General features: G+C 41.6%; 17 protein-coding genes and 1 pseudogene. 4 read left to right on the top strand and 14 right to left on the bottom strand.

What is annotated here, in order from left to right:
• Positions 1–118 precede the first annotated feature (118 nt).
• The gene (acsA, locus tag BLT18_RS05095) at positions 119–1,837 is read right to left on the bottom strand and encodes an acetate--CoA ligase (protein ID WP_091271839.1); all 1,719 of its coding nucleotides are present in this window, start codon (positions 1,835–1,837) and stop codon (positions 119–121) included.
• A gap of 275 nt (positions 1,838–2,112) precedes the next feature.
• Here acsA and BLT18_RS05090 point away from each other — a divergent pair, with 275 nt between their 5' ends.
• The 3 genes from BLT18_RS05090 (at position 2,113) to BLT18_RS05080 (ending at position 4,624) form a co-directional block, all read left to right on the top strand.
• Positions 2,113–2,745, top strand: coding sequence for a GNAT family N-acetyltransferase (locus BLT18_RS05090; RefSeq protein WP_091271838.1), 633 nt, complete (start codon positions 2,113–2,115; stop codon positions 2,743–2,745).
• A 74-nt stretch (positions 2,746–2,819) separates the two neighbouring features.
• Positions 2,820–3,464: an acetoin utilization AcuB family protein gene (locus BLT18_RS05085; protein WP_091271836.1), complete on the top strand. Its 645-nt coding sequence runs from the start codon at positions 2,820–2,822 to the stop codon at positions 3,462–3,464.
• Positions 3,461–4,624: an acetoin utilization protein AcuC gene (locus BLT18_RS05080; protein ID WP_091271835.1), complete on the top strand. Its 1,164-nt coding sequence runs from the start codon at positions 3,461–3,463 to the stop codon at positions 4,622–4,624. Before BLT18_RS05085 ends, BLT18_RS05080 begins: the two co-directional genes overlap by 4 nt.
• A gap of 383 nt (positions 4,625–5,007) precedes the next feature.
• Here the strand turns inward: BLT18_RS05080 and motS are convergent, their stop codons facing one another.
• The 13 genes from motS to BLT18_RS05010 all read right to left on the bottom strand — a co-directional run bounded on the left by motS (position 5,008) and on the right by BLT18_RS05010 (position 18,696).
• Positions 5,008–5,754 carry a flagellar motor protein MotS gene (gene motS, locus BLT18_RS05070; RefSeq protein WP_091271832.1) on the bottom strand — a complete coding sequence of 249 codons (747 nt, stop codon included), beginning with the start codon at positions 5,752–5,754 and terminating at the stop codon, positions 5,008–5,010.
• Positions 5,744–6,553 carry a flagellar motor protein MotP gene (gene motP / locus BLT18_RS05065; protein ID WP_091272044.1) on the bottom strand — a complete coding sequence of 270 codons (810 nt, stop codon included), beginning with the start codon at positions 6,551–6,553 and terminating at the stop codon, positions 5,744–5,746. Before motP ends, motS begins: the two co-directional genes overlap by 11 nt.
• 105 nt (positions 6,554–6,658) lie before the next feature.
• Positions 6,659–7,660, bottom strand: coding sequence for a catabolite control protein A (gene ccpA, locus BLT18_RS05060; RefSeq protein ID WP_091271830.1), 1,002 nt, complete (start codon positions 7,658–7,660; stop codon positions 6,659–6,661).
• Positions 7,661–7,878: 218 nt separating this feature from the next.
• Positions 7,879–8,955, bottom strand: coding sequence for a bifunctional 3-deoxy-7-phosphoheptulonate synthase/chorismate mutase (locus BLT18_RS05055; RefSeq protein WP_091271829.1), 1,077 nt, complete (start codon positions 8,953–8,955; stop codon positions 7,879–7,881).
• Positions 8,956–9,327: 372 nt separating this feature from the next.
• A complete protein-coding gene (locus BLT18_RS05050; protein WP_091271827.1) occupies positions 9,328–9,768 on the bottom strand; it encodes a YtxH domain-containing protein in 441 nt (146 codons plus the stop codon).
• Positions 9,769–9,774: 6 nt separating this feature from the next.
• The gene (locus BLT18_RS05045; protein ID WP_091271825.1) at positions 9,775–10,227 is read right to left on the bottom strand and encodes a DUF948 domain-containing protein; all 453 of its coding nucleotides are present in this window, start codon (positions 10,225–10,227) and stop codon (positions 9,775–9,777) included.
• Positions 10,228–10,439: 212 nt separating this feature from the next.
• The gene (gene murC, locus BLT18_RS05040; RefSeq protein WP_091271823.1) at positions 10,440–11,741 is read right to left on the bottom strand and encodes a UDP-N-acetylmuramate--L-alanine ligase; all 1,302 of its coding nucleotides are present in this window, start codon (positions 11,739–11,741) and stop codon (positions 10,440–10,442) included.
• 144 nt (positions 11,742–11,885) lie between these two features.
• Positions 11,886–12,551, bottom strand: coding sequence for a hypothetical protein (locus BLT18_RS05035; protein ID WP_091271822.1), 666 nt, complete (start codon positions 12,549–12,551; stop codon positions 11,886–11,888).
• A 35-nt stretch (positions 12,552–12,586) separates the two neighbouring features.
• On the bottom strand, positions 12,587–13,681 hold the full coding sequence (locus BLT18_RS05030) for a nicotinate phosphoribosyltransferase (protein ID WP_091271820.1): 1,095 nt from the start codon (positions 13,679–13,681) through the stop codon (positions 12,587–12,589).
• A gap of 184 nt (positions 13,682–13,865) precedes the next feature.
• Positions 13,866–14,054, bottom strand: coding sequence for a hypothetical protein (locus BLT18_RS05025; RefSeq protein WP_091271818.1), 189 nt, complete (start codon positions 14,052–14,054; stop codon positions 13,866–13,868).
• A gap of 187 nt (positions 14,055–14,241) precedes the next feature.
• Entirely contained in the window at positions 14,242–16,872 is a 2,631-nt protein-coding gene (locus tag BLT18_RS05020) for a DNA translocase FtsK (RefSeq protein WP_175487381.1), read from the bottom strand.
• A gap of 330 nt (positions 16,873–17,202) precedes the next feature.
• A complete protein-coding gene (gene ytpR, locus BLT18_RS05015) occupies positions 17,203–17,820 on the bottom strand; it encodes a YtpR family tRNA-binding protein (protein WP_091271817.1) in 618 nt (205 codons plus the stop codon).
• Positions 17,821–17,898: 78 nt separating this feature from the next.
• Positions 17,899–18,696, bottom strand: coding sequence for a DUF1444 family protein (locus BLT18_RS05010; protein WP_091271815.1), 798 nt, complete (start codon positions 18,694–18,696; stop codon positions 17,899–17,901).
• Between the two features lie 867 nt (positions 18,697–19,563).
• Between BLT18_RS05010 and BLT18_RS05005 the strand changes: the two are divergent.
• A pseudogene (locus tag BLT18_RS05005) lies at positions 19,564–19,803 on the top strand (transposase); the annotation flags it as partial.

Below are 19,803 nucleotides of genomic sequence, written 5' to 3'. Positions count from 1 at the left end.
TGAACGAACAACAGGCTTTTTGGCAAGCACCCTTTTCTTGCACATTAAAACAGATGAAAACCTCATATAGAACAAAAAATTCCCTGCCGGTATACCGGCAGGGAATTTTTATACTCTTTTAATCTTCCATCGTAGATAAATCACCAGTTGGCAAGTCAAGCTCCCACGCTTTCAGGACGCGGCGCATAATTTTACCACTGCGCGTTTTCGGCAATTTATCACGGAATTCAATTTCACGCGGTGCTGCATGAGCAGCCAATCCTTTTTTCACGAAATTACGAATATCTTCTTTCAAATCTTCCGTCACGTCATATCCGTCACGTATAGCAATAAACGCTTTAATAATCTCACCACGAACAGGATCTGGTTTTCCAATAACACCCGCTTCAGCTACAGCTGGATGTTCAATAATTTTACTTTCCACTTCAAATGGCCCTACGCGCTCACCAGAAGTCATAATAACATCATCAATACGGCCTTGGAACCAGAAGTACCCATCTTCATCCATGTAAGCAGAATCACCAGATACATACCAGCCGTCTAATTCAAAGTAGCTGTTATATTTTTCTTCATTGTTCCAAATCGTTCTCATCATCGATGGCCAGCCTTTTTCAATAGCAAGGTTGCCCATGCGGTTTGGCGGCAGCTCATTGCCTTGATCATCAACAATCGCTGCTTTCACTCCTGGTATGGGTTTACCCATGGAACCTGCTTTGACGGTCATTGCAGGATAGTTACAAATCATCATCGCACCCGTTTCTGTCATCCACCATGTGTCATGAATACGCAAGTCAAAGACCTTTTCACCCCAACGGACAACTTCAGGATTGAGTGGTTCCCCAACACTTAAAATATGGCGAAGGCTGGATAAGTCATAATTTTTTACAACCTCATCTCCTGCACTCATCAGCATACGGAAAGCTGTCGGCGCACTGTACCAAACAGAAACTTTGTAATTCTGTAATGTTTCATACCAATCTTGCGGGCTGAAACGGCCGCCGCGAACCACATTCGTAACACCTGCAAGCCATGGTCCAAATATACCGTAGGACGTTCCAGTCACCCAGCCTGGGTCTGCGGTGCACCAGTACACGTCACCATCTTTTAAGTCCAATACCCATTTTGCTGTTGCATAATGCTGAACCATGGCATTATGAACATGCAAAACTCCTTTCGGCTTTCCAGTAGATCCGGATGTGTAGTGTAAAATAAGGCCGTCTTCACGATCCACCCATTCCGTTTCAAAATCCTCGGATGCTTCTTGCAAACGTGAATCAAAATCAAGGTAAGGACCTTCTTCTTTTACATTTTCTCCTCGAACAAACACCGTATCAAGATTAGGAAGATCATCGACAGGTACACGTTCCAACAAGTCAGGAGTTGTTACCAGTGCTTTCGCCTCGCTGTCTTCAAGACGGTCGCGAACCGCCCCTTCCATAAAAGCTTCAAATAATGGACCGACGATAGCCCCAACTTTAATAGCACCAAGCACGGCAAAATACAATTCTGGAGAGCGAGGCATGAAAATAAATACTCGGTCTCCCTTTTTAATACCTGCGTCTTTTAAAATATTTGCTGCTTGATTGGTTTTCTGTTTCATCTCAAGGAATGTGTATTTTTCGTTTCTATTGGCATCACTGTAATACAATGCAACTTGATCTTTTTTATTAGGAGAGTCGGCATGGCGGTCAATTGCTTCGTGGGCCATATTTACTTTTCCAGTTTCAGACCAGCTGAATTCTTTTTCGATTTCAGACCAGTTAAAATTTTTAGCTGCTTCTTCGTAGTTTTTCAAGTTGTAATCTCCATTTTTTGGTGGAAGCGTTTGCACTTTCATATACCATCTTCCTCTCTAATAGTATGTAATTTGTGTACTAATACACACCTTTGGATGTGTTCTGATACACATTATAATATATATTGAATTTTTCTTCAATTTTTAATTATGAAACCAGTTAAAATGTTAAAAAACTGCTTCTGTTATTATATACCTTTTCTCTGTTATCATTAAACTGCTTTTTTAATTTTACAGATGATTCCACTGAGAGTTTCCAATCATGTATAATGGAATTAAACAAGATAGGTAATTAAACTTTTAAAGGTGGTACATGGATGATCCATAGAAAAACATACTATTCTCGGGAATTACACTTCGATGGGAGAACACTGCTTATAGAAGGCCCTATCTCAGGAAGGAAAATTTATGATTATGATTTTCATGAGGGGCTTACCGCCTTTCGGCCGCCGGAAGAACAAAAGAAAGCTCTAATCGGGATTGCGGATCTTCCAGAAGGACGCATCCACGCAGTCATCGATGAACACACTATTGTCGGCTATGTAACGTTTTTGCACCCTGATCCATTAGAACGCTGGTCTGAAGCTGAGATGGAAAACTTGTTAGAACTCGGTGCGATTGAAATTGCTGCGGAATACCGCGGAGCCAAATTAGGGACGAATTTGCTTCAGTTCTCTATGTTAGATGACTTTATGGAAAATTATATTATCATTACAACAGAATATTATTGGCATTGGGATTTAAAAGGCAGTGGGTTATCTATCTGGGAATATCGCAAAGTGATGGAAAAAATGATGAACGCTGGTGGGTTAGAATGGATGGCTACGGATGATCCAGAGATTTGTTCTCATCCTGCTAATTGTTTGATGGTGAGGATTGGCAAAAATGTTAATCACGAAGATATTCAACGTTTCGACAGCGTGCGCTTTTCACAGCGTTTTATGTTTTAAAAGTCTGCTCTGCCTATCCCTTTGTTTTATTTACCCAGTAGTGAAACCGCTTAAAAGAGGTGACAGTAGATACCATGCTTGTAGAAGAAATTATGAAAACAAATGTGTCCACTATCGAACCAAATACTTCAATAAAAACCGCTATGGAGCTGCTTCATAAGCATAAAATTAGACACATTCCCGTCATTGACCAACAAAACAAAGTCGCAGGGATTGTATCTGATAGAGATATTAGAGATGCCAGCCCTTCTGTGTTTCATTTGAATGAACCTGATGAGCTGCACTACCCGGCTTCTAAAATTATGAAGTTTCCTGTCATTACCGTGCAGCCGCTTGATTTTGTAGAAGAGGCTGCCGTTACATTATATGAAAATGATATCAGCGCTCTTCCTGTCGTAACAGATGAAGACAAACTTGTTGGCATTTTAAAAGAATCTGATGTACTGCACACCCTTGTAAAGTTAACAGGGGCACATCATCCGTCATCACGCATCGAAGTCCAGGTGCCAAATGTTACTGGTCAGTTAGCCGAAGTTTCTCAAGTTTTTAAGGACAATAAAGTCAACGTTACCAGCGTCCTTGTCTACCCAAACCCAATTCCTGATACGAAAGTGTTAGCCTTCCGAGTACAAACGATGGACCCGCGCCGTATAATTGAGCAGCTTCAAACAAAAGGTTATGACATCACATGGCCTCGTATTCCGGGGATTAACCTATGAGCCAAGAATCCATTTTTGTATACTCGGAAGGACAACTTTCTTATAAATTCAGTGATCATCACCCATTTAATCATCTGCGGCTGCAGCTAACCCATGATTTATTAACGTCATCAGGTGCTCTTTTTGCAGATGATGTCATTGCGCCAAGAACGGCAACCGATGAGGAAATTGCCTTGATTCATGACAAGCCTTATATAGACGCTATTAAATCGGCGGGGAATGGAACATTAAGCCGCGGCATTGCTAACAATTACGGTATTGGTACAGAGGACACTCCTGTTTTTCCACACATGCATGAAGCATCTGCCCTGCTCGTTGGGGGAACCTTAACCGCTGTTGATGCCGTCATGCAAGGGCGCACACAGCATGCTCTTCACTTAGGCGGCGGGCTCCATCACGGCTTTAGAGGAAAAGCTTCGGGATTTTGCATTTATAATGACAGTGCCATTGCTATCGAATATTTGAGGCAGAAACATGATGCCCGTGTGCTGTATATTGATACAGATGCCCATCATGGAGACGGGGTGCAGTGGGCCTTTTATGATGATCCGGATGTTTGTACTCTATCCATTCATGAAACTGGACGCTATTTGTTTCCTGGAACAGGAGAGGTACATGAAAAAGGCGCTGGACAAGGGTATGGCTTTTCCATTAATGTGCCTATCGATGCATTTACCGAGGACGAATCGTTTCTTGATTGTTACGAGCGAACTTTTCGAAAAGTTATCGAATTTTTCAAACCAGACGTTATTTTGACACAAAATGGAGCCGATGCCCATTATTATGATCCATTAACGCACTTGTCCTCTACGATGAAGACATATCGCTGTGTTCCAAAACTTGCTCATGAGCTTGCCCATGAATACTGTCACGGGAAGTGGATTGCAGTAGGCGGGGGCGGCTATGATATATGGAGAGTTGTTCCTAGAGCCTGGGCGATGATTTGGCTGGAAATGACCAACCAAACAGATGTATTAAATCACCCTATCTCTCAGGATTGGCAGAAAAAATGGCAGCCGAAAGCACCTGTTTCGCTGCCAAACTCCTGGAGTGATCCGGGTGATTTATATCCTGCTATTCCAAGACGAAGCGAGATTACTGCAAAGAACAGCAAAACCGTTGACAAGGCATTATTTCATATTATTAACGAACAACAATAACATTCTAAAATGTAAATGGTACCAAACGTGGAAGCTGGGACAAAAGTATAGAAACCATATAAAAATCCGAACGGTTTATTAATAAACCGTTCGGATTTTTGTTTATTACAGGAATTTCTATCGTTGCTCCGTCAACATACATCGTGTTCCGCAGGCACGGGGCCTCAGCTAACTTGGTAAAGAACAGCCCTTTACCAAATGGACTTCGGCTCGTGTTTCGACGCACAGGACGTGTTGGTGTCGGCGTTGGCCACACGATGTGGCTGGTCTTAGCCGACGTCCTGCAGAAATCTTCGTATGTTAACAATACCTTAGCAGACACTTTCATATTTTATTGTTCGGCTTTTGAGTGACCAGTTTTACACTTAACCCCTGCTTTTCTCTCAGCGAGCAGATTCTCTCGTTTCTTCTTCAAACGCCGGATCAGAAATAACGATAACGACTCGGCGGTTTTTTTGCATATTCTCTTCTGAATTATTCGGAGCAATTGGCTGCGTCGCACCATATCCCGTTGCCGCAAAACGGTTCTGTTCGAGATCATGGCGGCTGATTAAGTAACGGATAACGCTGCTGGCTCGAGCACCTGATAGTTCCCAATTAGAAGGGTACCGATATGTAGAAATTGGGCGGTTATCGGTGTGTCCCTCTACTTTCACCAGGTTAGGAAGCAATTCCAACAATGTACCTACCTTGTTTAAAAAAGGTTCACCCTCACTTAATATGTCTGCTTCCCCCGTATGAAATAACAGCTGCTCCTGTAAAACGAGGACAACCCCACGGTCATCCCGTGTCGCTGAAATGTATTCATTCAAGTCATTTTCTTCTAAATATGCCTGCACTTCTTGCAGCAGTTCATCAAGATTAATTTCTTCCTCTTCTTGTGCCGTATTTGCATTGCCAGCAGACGAATCAGTGTCCATATTTTGATTTTCCAATTCTGCTATCGAAGAAAACGATTCAAACATGGCTTGATCCTGAAACGAATCCGCAATAGCTTGAAATTTCTTTGCATCAATAACAGACATGGAGAACAACATAACAAAAAACACTAGAACGAGCAGCACGATATCGGAGAAGGTTACCATCCATTTCGGCGACCCCTTCTGAGGCTTTTTTTCTCTACGCCTCATTAGCGAGTTCCTCCGTTTCTTCCAATTGTTCCTGTTTATTGTTTTTACGCACAAACGCTGTTAATTTTTCTTCCAAAATCTTTGGATTTTGGCCGGACTGCACACCGATAACACCTTCAATGACGATTTGTTTTACAAAAACCTCATCTTCTGTTTTTTGCTCTAACTTATTAGACATTGGCAAAAAGACTAAATTTGCTAAGACTGTCCCATATAACGTCGTCATTAAAGCTACTGCCATATTTGGTCCGAGTGTTGCAGGGTCTTCCAATTCTTGCAGCATGAGCACAAGCCCAATCAACGTCCCGACCATTCCCCAAGCTGGTGCATATTCACCAGCCTTTTCAAAAAAGAGGCGCCCCTTGCGATGCCGCTCTTCTAGTGCAACAACCTCTGCCATCATAATATCTTTAATCACGTCTGGTTCCATTCCGTCTACAGCAAGGAGAACGCCTTTTCGAATGTATGGGTCTTCAACTTCATCTAACTCCGCCTCAAGTGCCAGCAGCCCTTCACGTCTTGCTTTTGTAGACAGATGGGAAAAGGTGTCGATGAGCTGCGGCAAGTCATTATCATCATGACGAAAAGCCTGCTGTGCTACTTTTGGCATCTTCTTGATTTCTTTAAACGAAAAGCTAATCAACAACGCTGCTGCAATTCCACCAAAAACAATTAGAAAAGCAGTTAACTGAATGAAAAAGACAACCGATTCCATGCCCGCGTTGGTAAATATGGCAAACAGCAATGTAGAGATGCCTAAAAGGATACCGATGGGTGTCAATATATCAAGCTTTTTCATATATCGATCCTGACTCCCTGTGTGTAATTTTTCCATACCGAACATGCAGGCACGAACAAGCAAATTGCCAAACAAAAGTTCAGCTTCTTTAACCAGCTTGGCAGCTTAGAATGAAGTAGAGTCTCTATATTCTAAACGATGTGGTAACTGTACTACTTCATCCTGCACTTCTTCTTTATTCATATACTTTGTCAACAGACGCATTGAAACAGCTCCAATATCATACATCGGCTGTACAACCGTTGTAAGAGTCGGGCGGACCATCGTAGCTAAACGTGTATTATCAAAACCGATGACTTCTACTTCATCGGGAACACTCACGCCGCTGTCTTGCAATCCGTGGATAACTCCTAGTGCCATTTCATCTGTCGCCGCAAAAATAGCTGTAGGCGGGTTATCTCTTTTTCTTAACTCTTGTACAGCTTCTATTCCTGAATCGTACGTGTAATCTCCGACAGTCACTAAGCTTTCATCAAAGCCTGGTCCGTTTTGTTCACATGCTTCTTTATATCCTTGAAACTTCTGATAGCCATTCATTGGATCTTCTAACGAACCAGATACCATTCCAACTCTTTGATGGCCAGCCTCTATCAGCTCTGTCACCGCGTCAAATGCAGCTTGACGGTAATCAATGTTGACAGATGGAATCTGTTTGTTTTCATCAAGCGTTGCTGCTAATACGACAGGAACAGGGGAGCGTTTAAACTCCTCTACGTGTTCTTCTGTAATCTCGCCGCCCATAAATAAAATGCCGTCTACCTGCTTTTCTAGGAGTGTGTTAATTAAATGGATTTCTTTGTCTTTGTTTTGGTCTGAGTTACTTAAAATAATATTGTATTTGTACATTGTTGCGATATCTTCAATTCCGCGCGCTAACTCAGCAAAAAAGATACTCGAAATGTCTGGGATGATAACTCCTACTGTCGTGGTTTTTTTACTGGCAAGTCCTCGTGCTACGGCATTAGGACGGTATCCGAGCCGTTCAATGGCATCTAATACTTTTTTCCTCGTTGCTGGTTTTACATTTGGGTTTCCATTCACTACTCTTGAAACAGTAGCCATGGATACACCTGCTTCTCGTGCTACATCGTAAATGGTTGTGTTCACTCCGAAAGCCTCCTCGTCTATTTCCTTTCATTCATTTTCATAATGTAGTGTTATCATATTATAACTAGAGGAGGTTCCGCAATTCCTTTCCCTAGTTATATCGGTATGTTCACCAAATTTTACACAGTTTTATACTTTTTTCATGAAATTTACGTAACAATAGCCACATAAGCTATTAAAAACGTCTCCCCCAAAGCTTGGAGAAGACGTTCAGGTCTTTATAATTTATACAACCCAGAGTCACGCAAAGACTGGAGAAAATCATGGAATTGTGGAATATCCATCTGCTGGGCAGAATCAGACAATGCAACTGCTGGATCGGGATGCACTTCCGCCATCACCGCATCGGCTCCAATAGCTAAAGCCGCTTTGGCTGCCGGAAGAAGCAAATCGCGTCTGCCAGTAGAGTGTGTTACATCCGCTAGAACCGGAAGGTGTGTCTCTTGTTTTAACACAGGAATGGCTGATATATCTAATGTGTTTCTTGTCGCTTTTTCAAATGTGCGGATGCCTCGTTCACAGAGCATTACATTTTCATTTCCTTTAGCAAGAATATATTCTGCCGCTTTGATGAATTCATCAATGGTTGCAGACAAACCACGTTTTAATAATACTGGTTTATCAACAGCACCTACTTCTTTTAACAAGTCGAAGTTTTGCATGTTCCGGGCACCGATTTGGATAACATCGACATATTCTGATGCTTCTGCGATTTCTCCTGGTGTCATTACTTCACTAATAACAACCATATCAAGCTCATCCGCAACGCGTCTTAAAATTTCCAGCCCTTCTAGCCCGAGTCCTTGGAAATCATAAGGAGACGTACGAGGTTTAAAAGCACCACCGCGAAGCAGTCGAATCCCTTGTTCTTTCATTGCTGAAGCTACTTCATATACTTGTTCGTAACTTTCAACAGAACATGGTCCGGCAATGATTTTTTGTGACCCATTGCCAATTTCTTCTCCTTTTAAATCGACAATGGTGTCTTCTGCTTTTTTCTTGCGTGACACGAGCAATGCTTTTCGATTATCATCTTCCTGCAATTCCAAACTAGCTTGAAAGATTTGCTTAAATAAATGCTGAAGAGTGCTTGTTTCAAATGGTCCTTCGTTATTTTCTGCAATCATATCAAGCATTTTTCTTTCTCTTACTGGGTCAAAGCGCTTTTGGCCGCTCACACTTTTCACTTGGCCAATTTCTTGTACAATGCGTGCCCGCTCATTTATCGTGTCCAATAGTTTCATATTTACGTCATCAAGCTGACCTCTTAGGTTTTCTAACTGTTCATTGCTCACTTTCTCCACTCCCTATGATTTGATTTATTTTTCCTTTTTTCGTCATTCGGTGTTACATTTCTTAGTAATTAATGACTATTATAAACGATTTGTCTGTAAATGTCAGCCTTTTTTCTTTATTAATTAAACGCTTTTAAGCACTAAAGTAAAAAATACTTATATAAAAGTGGATTCCTTAATACTGTCTATTAAATTTTTTTACAGACGAACATAACGTTCATTAAATAACAAGTGATTTGCACTTGATATCAGTATGCGCTCCATCGTCTCTCTTATGTTGCGACAAATAAAAACCATTGCAAACACTTGACCTAGACATCAAACATAAACAAAAACTCCGCGGCTTTTGCCGCGGAATGAGTGTATATTCATTTATCGGTTTGCTTGCTGTTCTACGGACGTATGGAGCTCTTCGATATCATTTTTGACTTCTTGTTCTAATTTTTCACTCATCTCGTCATCTAAATCGTCAGACAGCTCATCTGCCAGCTCATCTGCTGTTTTTTCCTCTTGATCAGCTGCTGACTTTGATGTTGCCTCTTTCACACGATCATAGAGCTGGCTGGACTGCTCGGAGACATTTTTAGCAATACCAGAAGATTTCTCTTTTGCAAGGGATGCCCATTCTGTTCCTTTTTCATAAGCATTTGTTGTAAGTGTACTCGTCTTTTCACGAGCTGACTGCGCACTTTCTGATATATCGCCGCGCAGCTCCTTCCCGGATTTTGGAGCGAGCATCAATGCAGAACATGCACCGATAATTCCCCCTATTAACGTACCAATCACAAAATCTTTCGTATTCATATCTGACATACCCTATCACCCTCCTGCAGAATTAGAATTTTCATTGTGCTGCTCTTTTTCCTGTTTCTTTGCTTGCCACTTGGCGTACAAATCGATTGCTGCATTTCCCCACTGAACAGCTTGAGCCACTTGTTCGGATTGTTGCTTTGATTGGCGGGCAACTGTTTCAGACAGTCCACGAAAAGAGTGGTTAACCGTATCAAGGGAATCTCCGACGTTTTGAAGAGATGCAAACAAACCGTTCAATGATTCGGTTTTGTGCTGTACGTCCTCTGCAATTTGATTTGTTTTTTGAACCAGCTGTTCAGACTCTTTCGTAATACCCTGCATTTGATTTTCAAAGCGTTCCAGCGTAATAGAAACCTTTTCCATGGTGCCGGTTGCTGCTTTTAATGTTTTTATAACAAAAATGGCAAGTGCTGCAATTGAAAGTGCTACAATCAATGCACTTATGTAGAGTAGTTCCATTGAACGATGCCACCTCCTTCTCTGAGTTTACCACTTTTCCTTGGTTCTGAAACATTTCATTTTACCCAGCCATGTCACATTCGCTAGTTAATATATCAATTTCGCTAAAAAACGATGAAATCCTTCTTAAATATTAGAAAAACTCGGCTTGCCGCTCCAATCAAATAAAAACCCGTTTCCTGTCTGTTTTAGGCAGAAAACGGATGATCTCTTTATGAAGAAGCATATTCTTCATATGCCTGCTGAAATTTTTGAATATCCCCTGCTCCCATAAACAACAAGACACCATCTTTATGTGCCGCTAATTGGTTTACATCGTTTTCCGTTATAATATGTGACCCTGGCACTTTTTCTTGTAAATCTTCAATCGTAAGCGTGCCTTTGTCTTCGCGAGCAGAACCAAATATATCACATAAATACACGGAGTCAGCAGCTTGCAAGCTTTCAGCAAATTCTTCTAAAAATGTTTGCGTTCGTGTGAACGTATGCGGTTGAAACACTGCAACAATTTCACGTCCTGGATATTTTTGCTGAGCAGATTCCAGTGTTGCTTTAATCTCTGTCGGATGATGGGCGTAATCATCAACCAGTATTTGTGTTCCAAATGTTTTTTCCGTAAAACGCCGCTTTACTCCCGGAAATGACGCAAGCTGTTCTTTAATCACAGAAGCCGGCACTTCCTCATAGTGACACAGAGCAATCACCCCTAAAGCGTTCAACACATTATGTCTTCCAAATCCTGGAATGGTGAATGTCCCAATACGATCTCCGCGTATATGCAAATCAAACGTTGTGCCGTTTTCATCATAGTGAATATTATCAGCATTAAAATCATACTTTCCATCAATGCCATAATACATAATGGGAACAGGAGCATTCAGCGTTTGCAAGTATTCATCATCACCGCATGCAACAATCCCTTTTTTCACTTTTGCTGCCATTTCCTCAAAGGCAGACACGACATCTTCCATATCCGTAAAATAATCCGGATGATCAAAATCGATGTTTGTCATAATCGCGTAATCAGGTTCATACTGCAAGAAGTGGCGTCTGTACTCACACGCTTCAAATACAAAAAAACTGCTGTTTTCTTCACCTTTTCCTGTTCCATCACCAATTAAATAAGACGTAGGTTTATACGCCCCCAGCACGTGTGCTAAAAGCCCAGTCGTGGACGTTTTCCCGTGTGAGCCGGCTACTGCAACCGATGTGAATTGTTCCAAAAAATCCCCTAAAAAGACAGGATATTTTTGTACGGGAATACCGCGCCGCATTGCTTCTTTCACTTCATCATTTTCTTCACCGTAAGCAGCAGAAGCTATCAACGTCTGGTTATCTTTAATGTTTTCTTTTTGAAAAGGGAGAATAGGTATGCCTTTATTTTCTAGAGGCAGCTGTGTAAAAAAACGCTTTTCTACATCAGACCCCTGTACAGTAAAATTCATATCATGAAGGATTTGAGCAAGTGCACTCATTCCTGATCCTTTTATGCCTATAAAATGATAGGTAGTCATAATTACGGCCCTCCATCTTATCCTGCTGCCCGTTTGTTGACAGGCTCACAAACACAATGAAGCTCACCTTCGTTGGTTTGTTATGTACTTTTATTTTGCACTTTTCCCATTATATCAGAAACCAGCAGCCGCTCCAATCCGTAATCAGTCTCTCCGGCTAACGTCCTCTGCATAAGACAGCAGCATCACTCCATGCTCTTTCATAAACCGAAGACGCTGATGCTTTTCTTCTTTTTCTTTGATTGCCTGGCTCCACTCCTTCGCCTCATTTGACATCATCAAAGGAACTGCAGGGCTGATTAGCCGATTTTCAAAACCACACCAGACCGAACGCGTCAGGAAATAGGGATACATTCTCTCCAGTGATATGGATGACGATGGCAAGGTCGTTAAATACACGGTTTCATTGTTTGCCCAAGACACCGCTTTTACTCCATTTTCACCTGTTTGCACGAATGTATACGGCTCCAATGCTGCTGTTAATATCACGCCGCTTAATTGCACTTGAGCACGTGTCAAGTCTTTCATTTGCTCTTTAATAAACATATCAAAAAGCCGCGTCCCAATGATGGTAATATAGTCAAACATAAACCAGTCCGTAAAATAGTGATGCCAAGGCTGTTGTTCTATTCTCTCCAAAGAACATCCTGTTTTTTCAGAAAACAGATGCTTTGCTCTTACTTTTTCTCGCAAATTTGTGTGGTAGACAAGCCACTGTTGAAAGGTACGAAGCAGCGTATCTAGTTCACGATCCATTTGTTGTTGCTTCCGTTTGCGGTACTCGTTAAAATCCGGTACCTCACAAGCCATATGAAAAGACCCTTTCCACTTTTACATTTTTTCTATTATACTCGCTCTAATCGAGGGTTAGGTTTAAATTTTCTGCCTGCTTTTGCTTGGTGCTTTCCATTCAATTTTACATTATCCCCTGTAAACCCAATGTTAATCTGCAGCAAGCTTCGCCCGACACCATACATATCTACAGGAACACCCTGCTCTTCATAAGCAGTGATTTTTTCATCATTAAAACCGCCGCTTGCCATAATATTAACGTGGGTAAATCCTTCCTCATCCAATGCACGTCTTAGTGCAAAAATTAACTCCGGGTTCACCCCGCGCGGGTCAAATGCTCCCATCACTTCCGGATGCCTGCAAAAATACCGGTCAACCATATTATTAGATGTATCCAGCCGCACACCTTTTAAATCATCGCCAAACTCACGGGCTACTTTCAATGAATCAATAATTACGTCATTGTTATAGTCAACTAGTGCGACCAAATCGTCTTCCGGATACGTCTCTGTATAGGCTCTAGAAGCAGCTACGATATCGCCTTCAAATAATTGAATGAGCGCATGGGGCATCGTTCCCATTCCACGTTTTCCCCACCATTCACTCATAGCATGCGTTGCTTGCGCTTTTGATCCGCCGATGTATGCTGCATATCCGTCTCCAGCTTGTTGAGTGAAATGATCATCACGGTCTCCCATAAAAATAACAGGCTTTTGCTTCCCGGACTTTCGTGCCGCTTTCACCACATTATATACATTCGTGGCTACGGATGTGCGCCGCGCAAAAATTCCATCAATCACTCCTTCTAAAAAACCGAAGTGCTGGTATGGCCCGGTAATCGTCAGTACTGTCTCATAAGGCTTTACTTTATCTCCATCTTCAAGCGAATAAATCTCTAACTCGTCAGGATTTTTCGAAAATGTCTTAATCAATGCAATAACTTCATCCGTACCACAAAGTACAGCATGCGACTTTTGAAAAAACTGCATCGTTACAGTATCATCTGACTTATATTTTTCAGCAATTTCTCTCGTTTTTAAAAAATAAACAGCCGAAAACCAGCCATCCCCGACGCGTTCATCAAACTTGAACGTTTTATTTGTCAAACGCTTGATTTTCCCTTGCATTTTCAACTCAATTTCTTTCATGTCCCTACTCCTTGTTTTCCGTTTTTCAATGTATTATTGCAGAAAAAGCTGCCTCAAAAGAAAGTACGTTCAAAGGAATAGCCATCCCTGCCGGGCAAACACTTCCTCTCCTGCGTACTCTCCACTTTTGAGACAGCCCCAGATTGCTGCTGTTTCTGTTTCATAAATTCCATGTTCCTCTTTTTTAATGGGGCACAGAACTTTTCCCGCGTTCCATAATTACAGCCTCTACAATTTCTTGCACGTCCGTTTCCGTAACGTCTCGTAAACCATCTTGAAGAACAATTGGTACATGCCGTTCTTCTTCTTTCAACAACGCTAATGCTTGCGGATACATAAATTCCAATAATATTTCCAGCTGAATCTGTTCCATAAGAGCTCCTCCTTTTTCATAAGAAGTCGACTTACGTAAAAATTCAGCCCTTTGCTGCGATGTCTGCTGCAATGGAATGTGTCATAACTAGATTGTTAAAAGGCTGGTTTGATGCAATAGAACTGTATCACTACCTATCATAAAGAACCTTTTCTCTAATGACAAGAAAAAAAGCATAAAACTTTTGTCACTCTGCTAGTATATTATCTTGAATCTCATGATATGTCATAAGAACGCGGCGGGGTTTACTGCCCATTGACTCAGAAATAATGCCTCTTTCCTCCATCATATCAATCAATTTTGCTGCTCGATTATATCCTATCGAAAAGCGGCGCTGCAGTGAAGATGATGAAGCACTTCCTTGTTCTGCGATAAATTTACAGGCTTCCGGAAACAGTTCATCCCCCGTTTCATTCATATCAACCTGTTTTTTTAACTCGTCTCTTTTAAATAAGTAATCCGGGTGCTTTTGTTCCTTAACAAAATCCGTCACTTTGTCAATTTCTTCATCTGTCACAAATGTTCCTTGTACACGAACTGGTTTGGGCTTCCCATTTTCATGGAACAGCATATCCCCTTTACCAATCAGCCGCTCTGCTCCACCCATATCCAAAATCGTGCGAGAATCGGCTTGTGACGATACAGCAAACGCTGTTCGACTTGGAATATTTGCTTTAATAAGCCCAGTAATAACATCGACTGAAGGGCGCTGTGTTGCTAACAGTAAATGAATACCGCAAGCTCTTGCCTTTTGTGCAATACGGCAGACAGCATCTTCTACGTCTTGGGGAGCAACCATCATCAAGTCTGCTAATTCATCAATCACAATGACAATATACGGCATTTTCAACTCAGTACGGCCGCCTTTTATCATCTTTTCATTGTATTTTTTAATATCACGCACACCTTCATGTGCAAGCTTTTCATAGCGGCTTTCCATCTCAGACACAGCCCACTTCAGGCCTGCGGTTGCTTCTTTGGCATCATTAATAACCGGTGCAGCTAAATGTGGTACACCTTTATATGAGGCTAGCTCGACCATCTTTGGATCAATTAACAACAATTTTACCTCTTCTGGAGATGCTTTATACAGCAAACTAAGCAGAATAGAGTTGATGCATACACTTTTCCCTGAACCAGTAGCTCCGGCAATGAGTCCATGCGGCATCTTTTGCAAGTCAGATACAATTGGATTTCCAGATATATCAAGCCCCATTGCGACGGTTAACGGTGATTCACTGCGCAAAAAAACGTCTCTTCTTAATACTTCCCGCAGCATAACCGGAGTGCTTTTTACATTGGGCACTTCAATTCCAATTGCATTTTTACCTGGAATAGGGGCTTCCATTCTTAAATCTTTTGCCGCTAAAGCAAGCTTAATATCATCAGTCAGGTTCGTGATTTTGTTTACTTTCACCCCTGGCGCCGGCTGCACTTCAAACCGTGTCACCGATGGTCCTTTACTGACATCAACAACCTTTGCATTCACGTTAAAGTTTTCGAGTGTCGATTCTAATTGTTCTTTTTGCGCTTGTAATGTTTCTTCACTGTCGTCTTGCTGGCGCGGTGGAACATCCAGCAATTGAAGGCCCGGAAATTGATACGCTGCACGCTTTTCTGTCTGCTTCTTCTCTTTTTTCTTGTCACTTGAATACATTAAAACGTTATACGGTATCGTCGAAGGACTTCCTGTACGTTTCGTTTCGTTTTGTGCATTGGAATGTTTTTGGCTTGTTTTTTCATGCTTGTTATCCGGCTGTTTCTCCCCAGCAAAGGTTTCTATTTCTTTCGTTTCGACCTCATGATGGACGGTCTCGGTAGTTTGATCTTCAAATTCTGCTTCTAAAGAAGCATCATCTGCATGAAACGCAGAGTCGTCAGCATCGCTGCCGTTATATGCAACAAGCTCCTCTGCCGGAGAATATGCTTTAATGGCAGTTGATTCACTTACTTCCTCGCTCGTTTGACTTTCCTCATCCTGTATCTGTTCATCAGCCAGGTAAAAGTCATTATATTCCTCTTCTTCATCTATGTTTTCCTCGTTCTCTTCCTCATAGGAATCTATGAATGTTTCCTCTTTATCTGCAGTGTATAACTCTACTACCTTTTGGTCTTCTTGATTGGCAAATGCCGTGTCCCACACGTTCGCATTCAAACCACTTTCTGCTTCTTCTGCCTCAACCATTCCCTCGGCAGAATCTGTCTGTTCAACCTTCTCTCTCGGAAGCTCTTGTTCCTCAACCGGTTCAATTGTTTCGTTATTTTTCCGCAAACTGTCCGGATGCAGCTTCACTTTTTCAAATCCAAACACTGGCGAAGGTATATCTGCAGGAGTGAAGTCATTTCCTTGGAAATACGTTTTTTTCGACAGCTCCTTTTCATGTGACGAAGCTGATTCTTTGCTCCGCTGGTCGTCTGTTCCTTGCTGTTTCGTTTCCTGCACACTCGTATCACGTTTTCTTTCGTTGACAGGCTGAACAGGTGTTTTAGCAGTGGTAGCAGATACTTCATCCCAGGAAGACCATTGCTGTTCTGCCTCTTGACGTGGTTTTTCGTTGTTTTGACTAGGGCGTGCTTCTCGCTTTTTATCCACATCCATTGGAAACCGAAAAGCGCCTTGTTTTGGATAATGATGAACAATTCTTGCTTTTGACGGTTCGTGTTCGGCATACATCCGCGGTCCTGTTTCAGGTTTTTTTGTTTTTGACGCGGCGGAGGACTTTGCAGACGTATCTGATTGCTCCTCCCAAATATCAGTTTCCTCTCCAAATACAAAGTTTTGTAACTTCTTTATCATTCGTTGAAAGGAACCGGCCATGTTACCATCCCCTTTGCTTGTACTTTAAAAAATGCAGCTTTCATAATCTATTGCCACTCAAACGTAACGGCAAACTAATTTTTTGGTTCTCATACAAATGTTAGGGTGCACATACGGTGTATGTTGATGGCGGTCACAGAAGACACTTGCCAAAAAAACAGCACCACCTGCCTAGAAAGGATGAGATGATGATCACCCCAATACATATGATAGAACCAAGTTTTTCTCTTCGATATTAACAAAGCCTTTATCCATATTGTAAAGCAGCCAAAAAAAAACCACTAGCCCTCAACTAGTGGTTTTTGGAATATCCTACCTTTGCCTCAATGATCAGCCGTGATATTGTGCTAAAAAATCGCTTCCTATCTCATAACTTTCATCGAGAACGAGAATACCTTTTTCTTTTGATGCATCAGGCAGTACTAATTCTTTTGCCGAACAAATCATGCCGTGAGAAGCAACTCCGCGCAATTTTGACTTTTTAATTTTCATTCCAGTTGGCATCGTTGCACCTGGAAGGGCAACAACGACATTCTGCCCTTTCGCTACGTTGGGAGCACCACAGACAATTTGATGCGTACCATCACCGGTCTCTACTTGACAGACACTCAACTTGTCAGCATCCGGATGTTTCTTTTTATCCTTAACATACCCGACAACAAAAGAAGGTTTCTCCGGCAGCTCAAGTTGTTCTTTTATACCATTGGCTTTCAAAGCGGTTTGCACTGTATCAAGAAGACTTCCTGTTACAGCAAGCATCCCTGTGCGGTCAATCGTGCCATACGACGAAGCGTTAAAAATGTGATAACCAACGGTTTCTTCACTATCTTTATGGTACAGCCTAGCGACATCTCCAACGTTCTCCACACTCCGTTTGGTTTTATCAATCTCTTTCATCGAAACGAGAAGCGTATCCCCAATACCTTGCTTGTTGTAAAATACATTCATAATTACCGCAACTCCTTCATCTCTTCATTTCCGCTTCATATTTTATCACATTCAAACACCCTCTGCGACGCGTTCTGTTTATTTGCTCGGCTTTTTTCGCGCGAGAATAAAAATTGGTTCTAGCTTTGCGTTTTCATATAAAAATGGCAGCGCTGTAATAGGTACGCGTCCATTGGAGAAGAACCGAAACGACAATTGTCCTAAAATATCATAGCCTTGCTGATTACGGATATCAGCAAAAATCAAAACGTCTTGATGAGGCACCGCAATAGCAGTATCCCCTTCCATTCGTTTATCCATTTCTTCAACAAATGTTTCATTTAAGATGCGGCTGGCATCATATCCATCATTGGTATTTACAAAATAAAAGATATTTCCAGCCACTTCATCTTTTTTATATGAATTAGATACTGAACGGATATTAAATAAGGCAGCTTCCTTTATTTCTTCTGGTGTAAATCCCTCTTGGACAATAATTTCCTCTTCTAGCATCGTGTAAGCTTCTCCCATATCCAGCGCATAATAAATCCGTGTCTCCGCGGTATGGTCGGTATATAACAGTTTTTTCCCCTCTTTGGTTTCTTCAGGAAACGATGTCGAGCGGATAACAGGGTATATATACTTTTCCTTCCCCTTTAATGTAACCTCCCGCTCCATCGCTTCAAACGAACTGTTAATATAATGAACAGCATCCTCTAATGCCTGTTCATGATTCTTTTCGTGCTTAGCCAGGAGTTTGTTAACATCTAATTCTACTCCTTTTTTTAATGCAGTATGGTCCACACGAATCATGCTTTTTTCTTTATCAAACGAAAAAGAACGGTTTTTTCCAGTGAGTCGCTTTTCTAATCTATTTTTAAACTCAATAATATCCACAAAACGTCCTCCTTTGTCATTATCAATGGCGTAATGACGAACTTGTCTTAGTTTAACATGTGCTCTCTTGTTTTAAAAAATGTTGTGCTGTCCGCTTCTTTTCATCTAAACCTTTTGACCCGTATGATCATTTAAAATCGTGAAATTGGCCGTTTCATTGTGTCTGCACCGAGGTGCCTCATACTTTGTAACTAAATATTTTCACTCACAAAAGAAAAGAATCATATTTCATTCTATCAAGAACGTTTCGCTTTCTTGCAGCTATCGTGCTTGTGCTTCTAGTAAACAGTACGATTTCCACTCTTGTCTTGCAAGCTATTGACTCAGCTCCCATTAACCTCGGCGTATCATGTGTTGTGTTAAACAATTTCATAAATATCATCGAAAAACAATTAGTGAATGCAAAGAACATTTATATGTCACTACAAGAATGAAACAATGACTTTGCTAAACGGAAATCAACATTGAATACAGAAGAACTTCCCTCCCTTCCGCCCAAATTGCTTAATAAATTTATGTATCCATGAAATCAAACGAGGCTGTATCAAAAGGTCATGAAAAATGACCTTTTGACAGCCCTTTTTTCGATTCTATAAGGTTTGTGGTTTGAATGAACGTATACCCTATCGTATGAATGGCTCTTCCGGTTCACTTGCCGCGGGCAAGGCTTCAGCTAACCGATGGAAGACCGCCGTCGGTGGATCTTCAGCTCTTGCTTTTCCCGCAGGCGTCTCACCTGGTCGCCAACCAAAAATAATGGACGAAAAAACTCCAACATTCTTTTTTTTATGCTAAACACACAAAAAAATCGCCTCTTTCGGTATAATGAAGTCACCACAACCCATTAACGAAAGAAGGCGATTTTTTATGAGTAACCTAACGGTCACTTTCCAAGAGTATACCATGAATCAGCTGTATCTTCCTATGGATTTTTCCGATTTAATCCCGAAAGATCACGTCGCCCGAATCGTGAGCGACATGATCGACGCCCTGGACGATCAGCTGTTTTTTGATGCTTATAAAGGGCGGGCGTCCTGCCTACCATCCGAAGATGATGGCGAAAATCGTCTTTTACGGATACACCCAGAGCCTATTTTCTGCGCGAGC

It is taken from the genome of Alteribacillus persepolensis (assembly GCF_900099605.1).
Classification (GTDB): Bacteria; Bacillota; Bacilli; order Bacillales; family Marinococcaceae; genus Alteribacillus; species Alteribacillus persepolensis.
The sequence above is the reverse complement of the archived record's forward strand: the minus strand, read 5'-3'. Positions and strand labels throughout refer to the sequence as shown.

Coding starts and splice junctions, on each gene's coding strand:
- ytpR (WP_091271817.1), bottom strand. CDS start 17,820: ATGAATGTATTTTACAACAAGCAAGGTATTGGGGATACGCTTCTCGTT.
- BLT18_RS05020 (WP_175487381.1), bottom strand. CDS start 16,872: ATGGCCGGTTCCTTTCAACGAATGATAAAGAAGTTACAAAACTTTGTA.
- motP (WP_091272044.1), bottom strand. CDS start 6,553: ATGAAAAAGCTTGATATATTGACACCCATCGGTATCCTTTTAGGCATC.
- acsA (WP_091271839.1), bottom strand. CDS start 1,837: ATGAAAGTGCAAACGCTTCCACCAAAAAATGGAGATTACAACTTGAAA.
- BLT18_RS05030 (WP_091271820.1), bottom strand. CDS start 13,681: ATGAAAGAAATTGAGTTGAAAATGCAAGGGAAAATCAAGCGTTTGACA.
- murC (WP_091271823.1), bottom strand. CDS start 11,741: ATGACTACCTATCATTTTATAGGCATAAAAGGATCAGGAATGAGTGCA.
- BLT18_RS05090 (WP_091271838.1), top strand. CDS start 2,113: ATGATCCATAGAAAAACATACTATTCTCGGGAATTACACTTCGATGGG.
- BLT18_RS05050 (WP_091271827.1), bottom strand. CDS start 9,768: ATGTCAGATATGAATACGAAAGATTTTGTGATTGGTACGTTAATAGGG.
- BLT18_RS05080 (WP_091271835.1), top strand. CDS start 3,461: ATGAGCCAAGAATCCATTTTTGTATACTCGGAAGGACAACTTTCTTAT.
- BLT18_RS05085 (WP_091271836.1), top strand. CDS start 2,820: ATGCTTGTAGAAGAAATTATGAAAACAAATGTGTCCACTATCGAACCA.
- BLT18_RS05045 (WP_091271825.1), bottom strand. CDS start 10,227: ATGGAACTACTCTACATAAGTGCATTGATTGTAGCACTTTCAATTGCA.
- BLT18_RS05035 (WP_091271822.1), bottom strand. CDS start 12,551: ATGGCTTGTGAGGTACCGGATTTTAACGAGTACCGCAAACGGAAGCAA.
- motS (WP_091271832.1), bottom strand. CDS start 5,754: ATGAGGCGTAGAGAAAAAAAGCCTCAGAAGGGGTCGCCGAAATGGATG.
- BLT18_RS05025 (WP_091271818.1), bottom strand. CDS start 14,054: ATGGAACAGATTCAGCTGGAAATATTATTGGAATTTATGTATCCGCAA.